9 protein-coding genes are annotated in these 13,562 nt (G+C 65.4%); 8 read left to right on the forward strand and 1 reads right to left on the reverse strand.

Annotated elements, in window-relative coordinates:
- Positions 1-66 precede the first annotated feature (66 nt).
- The 7 genes from KG104_RS07965 to KG104_RS07995 all read left to right on the forward strand — a co-directional run bounded on the left by KG104_RS07965 (position 67) and on the right by KG104_RS07995 (position 10,791).
- Positions 67-360, forward strand: coding sequence for an HGxxPAAW family protein (locus KG104_RS07965; RefSeq protein WP_104054510.1), 294 nt, complete (start codon positions 67-69; stop codon positions 358-360).
- Positions 361-363: 3 nt separating this feature from the next.
- Positions 364-1,197, forward strand: a complete 834-nt coding sequence (gene trpC / locus KG104_RS07970) for an indole-3-glycerol phosphate synthase TrpC (RefSeq protein WP_207346662.1) — start codon at positions 364-366, stop codon at positions 1,195-1,197.
- Positions 1,198-1,274: 77 nt separating this feature from the next.
- Complete coding sequence (trpB, locus tag KG104_RS07975; protein ID WP_237685137.1) at positions 1,275-2,687, forward strand: tryptophan synthase subunit beta; 1,413 nt, start codon at positions 1,275-1,277, stop codon at positions 2,685-2,687.
- On the forward strand, positions 2,684-3,517 hold the full coding sequence (gene trpA, locus KG104_RS07980) for a tryptophan synthase subunit alpha (RefSeq protein WP_104054508.1): 834 nt from the start codon (positions 2,684-2,686) through the stop codon (positions 3,515-3,517). The genes trpB and trpA overlap by 4 nt, the downstream gene beginning before the upstream one ends.
- Positions 3,517-4,557, forward strand: a complete 1,041-nt coding sequence (lgt, locus tag KG104_RS07985; protein WP_207346663.1) for a prolipoprotein diacylglyceryl transferase — start codon at positions 3,517-3,519, stop codon at positions 4,555-4,557. Before trpA ends, lgt begins: the two co-directional genes overlap by 1 nt.
- A 188-nt stretch (positions 4,558-4,745) precedes the next feature.
- Positions 4,746-9,341, forward strand: coding sequence for a glutamate synthase large subunit (gene gltB / locus KG104_RS07990; protein ID WP_207346664.1), 4,596 nt, complete (start codon positions 4,746-4,748; stop codon positions 9,339-9,341).
- Complete coding sequence (locus KG104_RS07995) at positions 9,334-10,791, forward strand: glutamate synthase subunit beta (protein ID WP_207346665.1); 1,458 nt, start codon at positions 9,334-9,336, stop codon at positions 10,789-10,791. The genes gltB and KG104_RS07995 overlap by 8 nt, the downstream gene beginning before the upstream one ends.
- 124 nt (positions 10,792-10,915) lie before the next feature.
- Here KG104_RS07995 and KG104_RS08000 read toward each other — a convergent pair whose 3' ends face one another.
- Positions 10,916-11,545, reverse strand: coding sequence for a TetR/AcrR family transcriptional regulator (locus tag KG104_RS08000; RefSeq protein WP_207346666.1), 630 nt, complete (start codon positions 11,543-11,545; stop codon positions 10,916-10,918).
- 225 nt (positions 11,546-11,770) lie between these two features.
- On the opposite strand from KG104_RS08000, the gene pyk reads away from it, so the two are divergent.
- Complete coding sequence (gene pyk, locus KG104_RS08005; protein ID WP_104054503.1) at positions 11,771-13,282, forward strand: pyruvate kinase; 1,512 nt, start codon at positions 11,771-11,773, stop codon at positions 13,280-13,282.
- The last annotated feature ends 280 nt before the right edge of the window (positions 13,283-13,562 follow it).

The raw sequence follows: 13,562 nt of genomic DNA on the forward strand, positions 1-13,562 counted from the left end.
ACATGTGAAAGAGTTTCCGCCAGTCAATGGCAGAATGGAAACTGATTCGTACAGAGGAGATTTACCATGAGCTCAAACGCCACCCGCAGCAACGTTGACACCAAGCCCGAAAATGAAGCCGAGCGTCACGCCAGCATCCATGATGAGACCATCGGCCACGGCAATACGCCCGCAGCCTGGACCTGTGTCCTGATCATGATTGTCGGCGCCGGAATCTCCAGCGTTGGCTTCATCATCGCCAGCGTGCTGTGGTTCTGCATCGGCCTGGGCGTCATTGCCCTCGGCCTGGTGGTCGGCTTCATCATGAAGAAGGCCGGCTATGGCGTAGGCGGCTCGAAACTCTCCAACAGCGGCCACTAAATCATGAGCGTCCTGGACGACATCATTGCCGGCGTCGCCGAGGATCTCGAGGCGCGCCGGCAAGCCGTTCCGCTGAAGCAGATGCGGGAGCGCGCCCGTGCGGCCGCTCCCGCACTGGACGCCTTTGCTGCTCTGGGCGGCAATGACAACCCCCGCGGCGAACTCCGGGTTATCGCCGAGGTTAAGCGGAGCAGCCCCTCCAAGGGCGCCCTCGCGGACATTGCCGACCCGGCCTCGCTGGCAGCAAGCTACGAACGCGGCGGTGCAGCAGTCATCAGCGTGCTCACCGAACAGCGCCGCTTTGGCGGCTCCCTGGCTGACTTTGATGCCGTCCGGGACGTGGTGCGGATCCCGCTGCTGCGCAAGGACTTCACCGTTGACGAGTACCAAATCTGGGAAGCCCGCGCCCACGGTGCCGACCTGGTGCTGCTCATCGTGGCAGCCCTGGACGATGCGCAGCTTAAGGATTTCCTGGCACTCACCCATGAGCTGGGCATGAACGCTTTGGTGGAGACGCATACGCAGCACGAAGTTGAACGCGCCGTCGCCGTTGGCGCCAGGATCATTGGTGTTAACGTGCGCAACCTGAAGACCCTGGACGTTGACCGTTCGGTCTTCGCACCGCTGGCCGACAGCATTCCCTCAGGTGCACTCGTGATCGCTGAATCCGGAGTCCGGGACGCCGCCGATGTGGAGCAGTACGCTGCGGACGGCGCCAACGCCGTCCTGGTGGGCGAAGCCCTGGTGCGGCACAATGATCCGGCGGCTACTATCGCCGACTTCGCCCAGACCGGCCGCAAGGCCATCGCCGCCCGGCAGATGCACGGCAAGGACTGACGGCAGGCCGACAGAGCAACATATTCCCTGTCCGGGCGGTCCGCCGTCCGGACCAAAGCAGGACAGGAACCAGCCCCATGACCGGGAATCCGGACCAGACCGGCTCAGCACATGCTGACGCCGGGTCACCAGTCACTTCCACTGACACCGCCCCTGCGGACGAGGCGCAGCGCGCCGCGGCCGGAACCGTCACGGAAGAGGTGGCTGAAGCGTTCCTGAACGTTCACGGTTCGCTGCGCCACGCCTCCGGCCCGTACTTCGGGGAGTACGGCGGCCGCTGGATGCCGGAATCCCTGATTGCCGCGCTGGACGAGCTGGAAGACACCTTCGAGAAGGCCAAGGCTGACCCGGAGTTCCGCGCCCAGATTGCGGACCTGAACAAGAACTATTCCGGCCGGCCCTCGCTGCTCACCGAAGCCAAGCGTTTCGCCGGGCATGCCGGCGGTGTCCGGGTGTTCCTCAAGCGCGAGGACCTGAACCACACCGGCTCCCATAAGATCAACAATGTCCTGGGGCAGGCGCTGCTGGCCAAGCGGATGGGCAAGACCCGCATCATCGCCGAGACCGGCGCCGGGCAGCACGGCGTGGCCAGCGCCACGGCCGCGGCCTTGCTGGGCCTGGAGTGCGTGGTGTACATGGGTGCCGAGGACTGCCGCCGGCAGGCCCTGAACGTAGCGCGCATGGAATTGCTCGGCGCCACCGTCATCCCCGTCAGCCACGGCTCGGCCACGCTGAAGGACGCCATCAACGAAGCGCTGCGCGACTGGGTCGCCAACGTGGACAACACCCACTACCTGCTCGGCACCGCTGCCGGAGCTCATCCGTTCCCGGCCATGGTGCGGTTCTTCCATGAGGTCATCGGAGAAGAGGCCCGCGCCCAGATCCTGGAACAGACCGGCCGGCTCCCTGACGCCGTGTGTGCCTGCATCGGCGGAGGTTCCAACGCCATCGGCATTTTCCATGGCTTCCTGGATGACCCGGACGTGAAGATCTACGGGTTTGAGGCCGGCGGCGACGGCGTGGAAACCGGCCGCCATGCCGCCACCATCACGCTGGGCCGCCCCGGTGTGCTGCACGGCGCCCGGTCCTACCTGATGCAGGACGAAGACGGCCAGACCGTGGAATCCCACTCCATTTCCGCCGGCCTGGACTACCCCGGCGTAGGCCCGGAACACTCCTACCTCTCCGACATCGGGCGGGTCTCCTATGAGCCCATCACCGACAGCGAGGCGATGGACGCTTTCCAGCTGCTCTGCCGCACCGAAGGCATCATTCCCGCGATCGAGTCCGCACACGCGCTGGCCGGGGCCATCAAGGTGGGGCAGCGGCTGGCAGCCGAGGCCGCCGACGGCGACGTTTCAGGAAAAATCGTGCTCGTGAACCTCTCCGGCCGCGGGGACAAGGACGTGGCCACCGCCGCTGAATGGTTCAACCTGCTGGATGACACATCAGCCGAAGCAGAAATCGGCAAAGAAGGGGAACAGCTGTGAGCACCGCAGTCGACAACACATCCGGCGCGGGCACTGCTGCCGTCAGCAAGTCCGCTGCCGCCATTGACCGCGCCGCCGCTGACGGCCGCGCGGCGCTGATCGGTTACCTGCCCGCAGGCTTCCCCAGTGTGCAGGAGACCATCGACGCCGGCATTGCCCTGGCCCGGAACGGCGCAGACCTGATTGAAGTCGGCATCCCGTACTCCGATCCGGTCATGGACGGCCACGTCATCCAGGCCGCCACCACCGAGGCGCTGGCGCACGGTTTCCGCGTCAGCCAGGTGTTCGACGTCGTCGCCGGCATCACTGCCGCCACCGATGCCGCCGTGCTGGTGATGACGTACTGGAATCCCGTTGTCCGTATGGGTGTGGATGAGTTTTCCCGCCGCCTGGCTGAAGCCGGGGGAGCCGGGCTGATCACCCCGGACCTTATCCCGGATGAAGCGTCGGAGTGGATGGCGGCTTCGGACAAGTACGGACTGGACAGGGTATTCCTGGTGGCGCCGTCGTCCACCCCCGAACGCATGAAAAGCACCGTCGCGGCCAGCCGGGGCTTCGTCTATGCGGTGTCCATCATGGGTGTCACCGGCGCACGCACATCAGTGAGCACCGCCGCCAAGGACGTCGTTTCCGCTGCCCGCGCGGCAGGCGCGGAGCGCGTCTGCGTAGGCCTGGGAGTTTCCAACTCCGGCCATGTCCGTGAAATCGGCGCGTACGCGGACGGGGTGATCGTGGGCACCGCCCTGGTGGCCGCACTGCGCGACGGCGGTGTCCCCGCCGTGGCGGACCTGACCCGTGAACTCAGCACCGGAACCCGAAAGAGCAACTAATGCACCTGACGTCCGTGATTGCCCCGGCCAGCATTCCCAGCCCGCCCGCGGACTTCAGCAGCTTCTCGCTGGGACCGCTGACCATCCACACCTACGCACTGTGCATTCTGGCCGGCATCATCCTGGCCCTGTGGATGACGTCGGTGCGCTGGAAGCGCCGTGGACTGCCTGAGGAGGCCGTGTGGGATATTGCCATCTGGGCCATCCCGTTCGGCATCATCGGCGGACGGCTGTACCACGTCATCTCCTCGCCGGCCGCCTATTTCGGTGCCAACGGTGACCTCTCCCTGATTCCGCAGATCTGGCGGGGCGGGCTGGGCATCTGGGGTGCGGTGGCCCTGGGCGCCGTGGGAGCCTGGATCGGCTGCCGGCGCGCCGGCATTAAGCTCTCCACCTTCGCCGACGCGGGCGTGCCCGGTCTGCTGCTGGCCCAGGCCGTGGGCCGCTGGGGCAACTGGTTCAACCAGGAACTCTTCGGCAGCCCCACGGACGTGCCTTGGGGGCTGGAAATCGACGCGAACAATCCAAACTTTCCGGATGGAACAGCACCGGGAACCCTGTTCCATCCGACCTTCCTCTATGAGTCGCTCTGGTGCCTCGCCGGAGTGGTCCTGCTGCTTGCCCTGGACAAAAAATTCCGGCTGCGCGGCGGCCGGCTGTTCTGGATCTACGCTGCCTACTACACCCTGGGCCGGCTGTGGATCGAGATCCTGCGGATCGACGACGCTGAAATGATTACGTTCTTCGGCGTCACACAACGGCTGAACGTATGGACCAGCATTGGACTGCTTGTCTTCTCTGTGGCGATGTTCATTTTCCTGACAATCCGCGCCAAAAAGGGGCAGGAAGGGTCCCTGTACCTTCCCGGGCACGAGCCGGAATCCGCGACGGCGGAAGGTGAGTCAGGTAACAAGACGGAAACAGAACCTTTTGGTTCCGAATCCGGTGCATCATCGGAACAGGCGCGTGCTAATCTCGCAGAGACAAAAAGCGAGGACACTGATTCTCGCCGGCCCGGGACACCGGGTACTGCCAAGTAGCACCGGCCCGGGCCACCCTCGCGGCGGGTGCTGCTGCCACATCGCCGTGGCCGCCCGGACGGGGCCGCGGGAACCACACCGTTGGCCTGTCCGTGAACACTCAAGACACCGCGGAACGTTTCACCTTCCGCCGTGGGGCCAGCGTCGTCCCCTCCCACCGCTCAATCAGGGGGAAGGACTTACCTCTCATGACTGAACCGTTTCCGCCCGGCGGCACAGGCACACCTGTACTCTCGCCGTTCACCCGCTTCGCCAACTTCCCGGCTGATTCCGGTCTCTACCGTGCCGAGAATGAAAAGGACGCCTGCGGACTGGCCGTTATCGCCACTCTGCGCGGAGAGCCCGGACACGACATCGTGGATGCAGCTCTGACCGCCCTGCGCAACCTTGAACACCGCGGCGCCGTAGGTGCCGATGAAGGCACCGGCGACGGCGCCGGCCTGCTGACCCAGGTCCCTGATGAGTTTTTCCGTGCCGTCACCGGATTTGAGCTTCCGGTCCCCGGAACCTACGCCGTCGGCACCGCGTTCCTTCCCTCCGAAGCCCGGGAACAGGACACCGCCCGCGCCGGCGTCGAGGCCATGGCAGAGTCCGAGGGCCTGACGGTCCTGGGCTGGCGCGAAGTGCCGGTGGTGGCGGACCTTGTGGGCGCCATGTCCCGTGCCTGCATGCCGCACTTCGAACAGGTGTTCCTGGCACCGGCCGACGGCGACGGCTCCGATCTTGACGCCCGCGCCTTCCGCGTCCGCAAACGGTCGCAGAACAAGTTCGGCGTCTACTTCCCCTCGCTGTCCTCCAAGACCATGGTCTACAAGGGCATGCTGACCACCGCGCAGCTTGAACCGTTCTATCCCGATCTTTCCGACCCGCGCTTCAAGACCAAGCTGGGCATTGTCCACTCCCGGTTCTCCACCAACACGTTCCCGTCCTGGCCGCTGGCCCAGCCGTTCCGGACCATCGCGCACAACGGCGAGATCAACACGGTCAAGGGCAACCGCAACTGGATGCGCGCCCGTCAGTCCCAGCTGAAGAGCCCGCTGCTCGGGGACACGCCGGAAGAGCTGTTCCCCATCTGTACCCCGGGCGCGTCGGACTCTGCGTCCTTTGACGAGGTTGCCGAGCTGCTGATGCTCTCCGGCCGGCCGATCACGCACGCCATCATGATGATGATCCCCGAGGCCTGGGAGAACCACGCCACCATGGATCCGGCCCGCCGCGCTTTCTACCAGTACCATTCCACGCTCATGGAACCGTGGGACGGCCCGGCTGCGGTGTCCTTCACCGACGGCAACCAGGTGGGGGCGGTCCTGGACCGCAACGGCCTGCGCCCGGCACGGTACTGGGTGACCGAAGACGGACTGGTGGTGCTCGCCTCCGAGGTGGGGGTCGTGGATATTGATCCGGCCAAGGTGGTCCGCAAGGGCCGTGTCTCCCCGGGCAAGATGTTCCTGGTGGACACCGGCGCCGGCCGCCTGATCGAGGACGCCGAAATCAAGGCGGAGATGGCCGCTGCCAATCCGTGGGCGGAGTGGGTAAAGGAAAACCAGGTTTCCCTGGAAGAGCTGCCCGAACGCGAACACGTGCTGCACACCAAGGCCTCCATCAACCGGCGCCAGCGCACCTTCGGCTACACGCAGGAAGAGCTGCGCATCCTGCTGGGCCCCATGGCCCGCACCGGTGCCGAACCCCTGGGCGCCATGGGCTCGGACACCCCCATCGCCGTGCTCTCCCAGCGCCCGCGGCTGCTCTTTGACTACTTTGTGCAGTCCTTCGCCCAGGTCACCAACCCGCCGCTGGACTCCATCCGCGAGGAACTGGTCACCTCCATGCGTGCCTCCATCGGACCGGTGGGGAACCTGCTGGCCCCCGGCCAGGTCCGCACCCACCAGGTGGCCCTGAACTTTCCCGTCATCAACAATGACCAGCTGGCGAAGATTGCCAAGCTGACCAACGCCGACGGCGAAAAGATCGCGCTCAAGGTCCGCGGACTGTACCGGCCGCAGGGCGGCGAGTCCGAACTGCGTGCCCGGATCGCGGAAATCTGCGAAAAGGTCTCCGGTGCCGTTAACCGCGGCATCGAGTACATCGTGCTTTCGGACCGGGATTCCAGCGCCCAGTGGGCGCCCATCCCGTCCCTGCTGCTGCTCTCCGCTGTGCATAACCACCTGCTCAAGAGCGCCAACCGCACCAAGATCTCCCTGCTGGTCGAAGCCGGTGATGTCCGCGAGGTGCACCACGTGGCAGTGCTCATGGGCTACGGCGCCTCGGCGGTCAACCCGTACCTGGCCATGGAAAGCTGCGAGGAACTGGTTCGCAACGGCGACATCACCGGGGTCACCCGGGAAGAGGCCGTGGCCAACCTGATCAAGGGCCTGGGCAAGGGCGTCCTGAAGATCATGTCCAAAATGGGCATCTCCACCGTTGCCTCCTACTGCGGCGCCCAAACGTTCGAGGCCCTGGGCCTGGGACAGGAAATGGTGGACGAGTTCTTCCACGGAACGCAGACCCAGCTCGGCGGCGTCGGCCTGGACGTCATCGCCGCCGAGGCAGCCGCCCGGCACGCCAGCGCCTACCCCGACGACGAAATCGAGGATCCGCACCGTCCGCTGGAGAACGGCGGCGAATACCAGTGGCGCCGCGAAGGACCGCCGCACCTGTTCAATCCGGAAACCGTGTTCCGGCTCCAGCACGCCACCCGCGAACGCCGCTATGACATCTTCAAGGCGTACACCAACGGTGTTGATGACCAGTCGAAGAACCTGATGACTCTGCGCGGTTTGCTGGAGTTCCGCAAGGGGGAGCGGCCTGCCGTTCCGCTGGAGGAAGTGGAATCCGTCGCCAGCATCGTCAAGCGCTTCTCCACCGGCGCCATGAGCTACGGCTCCATCTCGCAGGAAGCCCACGAGACCCTGGCGATTGCCATGAACCGGCTCGGCGGCAAGTCCAACACCGGCGAGGGCGGCGAAGATCCTGAGCGGCTGCTGGATCCGGAGCGCCGCTCCGCCATCAAGCAGGTGGCCTCGGGCCGCTTCGGTGTCACCAGCCTGTACCTCACCAACGCCGAGGACATCCAGATCAAGATGGCCCAGGGCGCCAAGCCCGGCGAAGGCGGCCAGCTGATGGCGCAGAAGGTGTACCCGTGGGTGGCCCGCACCCGGCACTCCACGCCCGGCGTCGGCCTCATTTCCCCGCCGCCGCACCACGACATCTACTCGATCGAGGACCTGGCGCAGCTGATCTACGACCTCAAGCGCTCCAACCCGAGCGCCCGGGTCCACGTCAAGCTCGTCTCCGAAGCAGGCATCGGCACCGTGGCGGCCGGCGTGACCAAGGCCAAGGCCGACGTCGTTCTCGTCTCCGGGCACGACGGCGGCACCGGCGCCTCGCCGCTGAATTCGCTCAAGCATGCCGGAGCGCCCTGGGAACTGGGACTGGCCGAAACGCAGCAGACCCTGATGCTCAACGGCCTGCGCGACCGCGTGGTGGTGCAGGTGGACGGCCAGCTCAAGACCGGGCGCGACGTCGTGATTGCCGCGCTGCTGGGCGGTGAGGAGTTCGGTTTCGCGACCGCTCCGCTCGTGGTCTCCGGCTGCATCATGATGCGCGTCTGCCATCTGGACACCTGTCCGGTGGGCGTGGCCACGCAGAACCCCGAACTGCGGGCACGGTTCTCCGGCAAGCCCGAATTTGTGGTCAATTTCTTCGAGTTCCTGGCCGAGGAAGTGCGCGAAATCCTGGCCGAACTGGGATTCCGTTCCCTCGAAGAAGCCATCGGGCACACCGAACTGCTGGACACCAAGGCCGCGGTGGACCATTGGAAGGCCGACGGACTGGACCTGGAGCCGATCCTGCGCGGCGCCGACGTCGTCGAACCCGGCGCGCCGATGCGCAACATGGTGAAGCAGAACCATGATCTGGATGCGCACTTCGACAACAAGCTGATCGAAATGAGCGCGGACGCCCTGACCAACCGGAATCCGGTGCGCATCACGCTGGACGTGGTCAACACCGACCGGTCCGTGGGCACCATGCTGGGACACACCGTGACCAAGACCTTCGGCATCGATACGCTGGCCACCGACACCATCGACGTGACCCTCACCGGCCAGGCGGGGCAGTCGCTCGGTGCCTTCCTGCCGGCCGGCATCACGCTGCGCCTGCTCGGAGACTCGAACGACTATGTCGGCAAGGGCCTTTCCGGCGGACGGATTATCGTCCGGCCGGACCGCGCCAACGTCTTTGACGCCGCCCGCAACGTCATAGCCGGCAACGTCATCGGCTACGGCGCCACCAGCGGGGAAATGTTCCTGCGCGGGCAGGTGGGTGAACGCTTCCTGGTCCGCAATTCCGGTGCCACGGCAGTGGTCGAAGGAATCGGTGACCACGGCTGCGAATACATGACCGGGGGACAGGCGCTGATCCTGGGGCCCACGGGACGGAACTTCGGTGCCGGCATGTCCGGCGGCACCGCGTACCTGCTGGACATCCGCCCCGAGCGGATCAACAAGGACTCACTGGAAAAGGGCGAACTGCGCCTGGAGCCGCTGGACGCCGAGGACGCGGACATTGTCCGCGGTCTGTTGATCCGGCACGTGGAAGAAACCGAATCGGCACTGGCGGCCGCCCTGCTGGAGGACTTCACCGGCACAGTTGCCCGAATGACCAAGGTGCTGCCGCGTGACTTCGCTGCTGTGCTCGACGCCCGCGCCTCCGCCGTCGAAGCGGGACTTGACCCCGACGGCGCCGAAGCCTGGACCAAAATCTTGGAGGTAACCGGTGGCTGACCCACGCGGATTCTTGAAAGTACGCGACCGCGAAACGCAGCCGCGCCGGCCTGTTCCCGTTCGCATCATGGACTGGAAAGAGGTGTACGAAGCCCAGGAGAAGGGCGTGCTGAAGGCCCAGGCCGGACGCTGCATGGACTGCGGCATTCCGTTCTGTCATCAGGGCTGCCCGCTGGGAAACCTCATTCCGGAATGGAATGACCTGGTGTGGCGGGACAAGGGCCGCGACGCCATTGAACGGCTGCATGCCACCAACAACTTCCCGGAGTTCACCGGCAGGCTGTGCCCCGCCCCGTGCGAATCGTCCTGCGTGCTGGGCATCAACCAGCCGGCAGTGACGATCAAGCAGGTTGAGGTCTCGATCATTGACCAGGCCTTCGATGAAAACTGGGTGACCCCGCACGCTCCCGAGCGGCTCACGGACAAAACCATCGCCGTCGTCGGCTCCGGACCTGCGGGACTGGCCGTGGCCCAGCAGCTCACCCGCGCCGGGCACACCGTTGCCGTATACGAGCGCGATGACAAGATTGGCGGCCTGCTGCGCTACGGGATTCCCGACTTCAAGATGGAAAAGGCGCAGATCGACCGCCGCCTCGACCAGATGCGCGCCGAAGGCACCCGCTTCCGCACCGGCGTCGAAGTGGGCCGTGACATCAGCTGGGAACAGCTGCGCCGGCGGTACGACGCCGTGGTGGTGGCCACCGGAGCCACCGTGCCCCGGGACCTGCCCATCCCCGGCCGCGAACTGAACGGCGTGCACTTCGCGATGGAATACCTGGTGCAGGCAAACCGTGCCGTGGCCGGGGAACGCGTGAAGAACTCCATTTCCGCCGAGGGCAAGCATGTGGTGATCCTCGGCGGCGGGGACACCGGTGCGGACTGCCTGGGTACCGCGCACCGCCAGCAGGCGGCGTCCGTCACCACCCTGGCCATTGGCAAGCAGCCGCCGGCGGAGCGCGCCGCACATCAGCCGTGGCCGATGTACCCGACACTGTTCGAAACTGCCAGCGCACACGAAGAGGGCGGGGAGCGCACCTACCTGGCTTCCACCGTGGAATTCGTGGGTGAGAACGGCCAGCTGACCGGGGTTCGGATCGCCGAAACAGAATTCGTGGACGGACGGCGCGTCCCCAAAGCCGGCACCGAGCGGGTTATTCCGGCAGACCTGGTGTTCCTCTCGCTGGGGTTCACCGGTCCGGAACCGGCCGGACTGGCCGAGCAGGTGCACACCGAGTTCGACGAGCGCTCCAACGTGGTGCGCGACGGCTACTACATGACGAAGACGCCGGGCGTCTTTGCCGCCGGTGACGCCGGACGCGGCCAGTCGCTGATTGTCTGGGCGATCGCCGAAGGCCGTGCCTGTGCTGCGGCGGTGGACCAGTGGCTGACCGGTTCCACCCGTCTGCCGGCACCGGTGGCTCCCAGCGACCGGGCCATCTCTGTGCTGTAGGTCCGCACCTGGTGCGGCCCGCCCGTACAGCCTCCTCAGCATGAGGCCGCCGGATCTCGACCGGCGGCCTCATGCTGAGCTGCCCTGGGGGCCAGCTGTGCTGATGCCCAGGTAGCCTGCGTGCCTAGGCGTCCTGGTGCAGGGCAGCCAGGGCCCGGACAGTCAGGGGCAGCAGGTCTTCCCCGTCGGCCCGGACCCACGATTCCAGGGCGACGGTTGCCGCCGCCCACATGACCGCCACCTCCACGCGCGCGGCGAGCTCGTCACCTTGGCCCAGCTGCCGCAGATAGGTCGAGGTCATCTCTGCCAGGAGCGACTGGTTGTACGCCGCGGCGCTTGCGCGCAGCACGCGGTCCTCCCGCATCAGCCGGCGCAGGGTCCGGTATTCACTCCGCCTAGGCTCGTAATCCGTCGCGGCCTGCCGCAGGGACTGATGAAGGGCCTGCCGGGGCGGGGTGCTGCGGCTGCGGAATTCGAAATCCGCTTCCATGTTGTCCAGGGCAAGCCTCGTGTTGTGGAACAGCGCGGCGTCCTTGGTATCGAAGTACCTGAAAAACGAACTGCGGGAAACTCCTGCCGCTTCCACAATCTGGTCCACGGTGACGGCCGCGAACCCATGCTCGGCGAACAACTCCCAGGCTGTTGTCACGAGCTGGGCCTGCACCTGGGCTTTCTTGCGTTCCCTCAGCCCGCGGGGAGGAGTGCCGGCTGAGCCGCCGTCGGCCCCCGACCTGTTTTCCGACGCGCTCTCCAAAATGCTGCTCCTGACACTGGCTGGCGGTTGTCTGTTCCGGCGTTCAAGCTTACTAGGATGCCGGCCGGGAAGCTCCCGAGATCCGTGAGAGGCAGCTGGGGGGGTGGTTGCTTGCCGCCCTCGCCGGCTGCCTGAGACAAAAAACACTGGCAGCTGTATCCAAGGACGCCTGCTATGCGGCCCGTCTCCATGCGTAATCGGCGCAGGACGACTAGGCTTGAGCTTATGAGACGTGCAAAAATTGTGGCCACATTCGGCCCAGCAATCGCAAGCTACGAAAACACCCTCGCGGTTCTCAGCGCCGGAGTGGACGTAGCCCGCATGAACATGAGCCACGGAGATCACGACGTACACAATTCTGTGTATGAGAACGTGCGCCGGGCATCCGAGGAACTGGGCAAGCCGGTAGGCATCTTCGCTGACCTGCAGGGGCCCAAGATCCGTCTTGGCCGCTTCATGGACGGCCCGCACTACCTGAACAAGGGCGACGTCTTCACGATCACCATTGAAGATGTTCCGGGCACCAAGGATATTGTCTCCACCACGCACAAGGGACTGCCCAACGACGTCAACGTGGGGGACACCCTCCTGATTGACGACGGCAAGGTCTCCGTCCGTGCCACTGCCGTTGATGACGTCAAGGTGGTCACCGAAGTGACCGTTCCCGGCCCCGTGTCCAACAACAAGGGCCTGAACCTGCCGGGTGTGGCGGTAAGCGTGCCCGCCATGAGCGACAAGGATGAGGCAGACCTGCGCTGGGCCATCCGCCGCGGCGTGGACATGGTTGCGCTGTCCTTCGTCCGTAACGCCGTTGATGTGCGCCGCGTCCACGAAATCATGGACGAGGAAGGCCGCCGCGTTCCGGTCATCGCCAAGATCGAGAAGCCGCAGGCCGTGGCTGCCATCGAGGAAATCATTGACGCCTTCGACGCCATCATGGTTGCCCGTGGCGATCTCGGTGTGGAGCTTCCCCTCGAAGACGTTCCCCTGGTGCAGAAGAACGCCATCGAGCTGGCCCGCCGCTGGGCGAAGCCGGTCATCGTGGCCACCCAGGTGCTGGAATCCATGATTGACAGCCCGCGGCCCACCCGCGCTGAAGCCTCCGACTGCGCCAACGCCGTACTTGACGGTGCCGACGCCGTGATGCTCTCGGGCGAGACGTCAGTGGGCAAGTACCCGATCGAGACCGTGACCACCATGGCCCGGATCATCGAGTCCACCGAAGAGCACGGCCTGAACCGCGTGCCGGCCCTGGGCTCCAAGCCGCGTACCCGCGGCGGCGCCATTACCCGTGCCGCTGTCGAAATCGCAGACCAGCTCGATGCAAAGTTCGTCTGCACCTTCACCCAGTCCGGTGACTCGGCCCGCCGGCTTTCCCGTCTGCGCCCGAAGAAGCCGGTGCTGGCTTTCACCCCTGTGGAAGAGACCTACCGCTACATGAGCCTGTTCTGGGGCATCCAGCCCATGCTCGTGGAGTTTGCGGAGAACACTGACCAGATGACTGCCCAGGTGGACCGGACGCTGTTCGAGAACGACCTGGTGGACATTGACGACATCGTGGTGATCGCAGCCGGTTCGCCTCCCGGACAGGCGGGTTCCACCAACTCGATCAAGGTCCACAAGGCAGGGGACATCGCTGATGCAGGTCAGCGCCTTGACGGCCAGATGCGCGTCAAGGAGAAGGTTGGCCCGTGGCCGATCAAGAACTCCAACAAGGGCAAGGCCAAGTCCATCTAACACGGACTTCACCTCGTTCCATCAGAGCTGCCCGGCCGGGGTTTTCCGGCCGGGCAGCTTTTTACTGTAACGATATCCAGTTCCATCCATTGATATCCAGTTTTCCAGATATGCCGCCCCTCCTTACCCATGTGCCTACTCACCCACGGTTCGACCACCCGTGCCCGGGGGGCAGAACCAATCCCGGACAGCGGGGGATGACCTGCACTGTTTCGCTAGTCGCGGCTGCGTATCGACGTTGGACCATGGCACTGCTCAAGCGCTCGGGCGATGATCATGA

The organism is Arthrobacter sunyaminii, from assembly GCF_018866305.1.
GTDB lineage: Bacteria > Actinomycetota > Actinomycetes > Actinomycetales > Micrococcaceae > Arthrobacter_B > Arthrobacter_B sunyaminii.

Bases quoted from the DNA above. Each gene is read 5' to 3' on its own strand.
- KG104_RS07965 (WP_104054510.1), top strand. From the start codon at position 67: ATGAGCTCAAACGCCACCCGCAGCAACGTTGACACCAAGCCCGAAAAT.
- trpC (WP_207346662.1), top strand. From the start codon at position 364: ATGAGCGTCCTGGACGACATCATTGCCGGCGTCGCCGAGGATCTCGAG.
- trpB (WP_237685137.1), top strand. From the start codon at position 1,275: ATGACCGGGAATCCGGACCAGACCGGCTCAGCACATGCTGACGCCGGG.
- lgt (WP_207346663.1), top strand. From the start codon at position 3,517: ATGCACCTGACGTCCGTGATTGCCCCGGCCAGCATTCCCAGCCCGCCC.
- gltB (WP_207346664.1), top strand. From the start codon at position 4,746: ATGACTGAACCGTTTCCGCCCGGCGGCACAGGCACACCTGTACTCTCG.
- pyk (WP_104054503.1), top strand. From the start codon at position 11,771: ATGAGACGTGCAAAAATTGTGGCCACATTCGGCCCAGCAATCGCAAGC.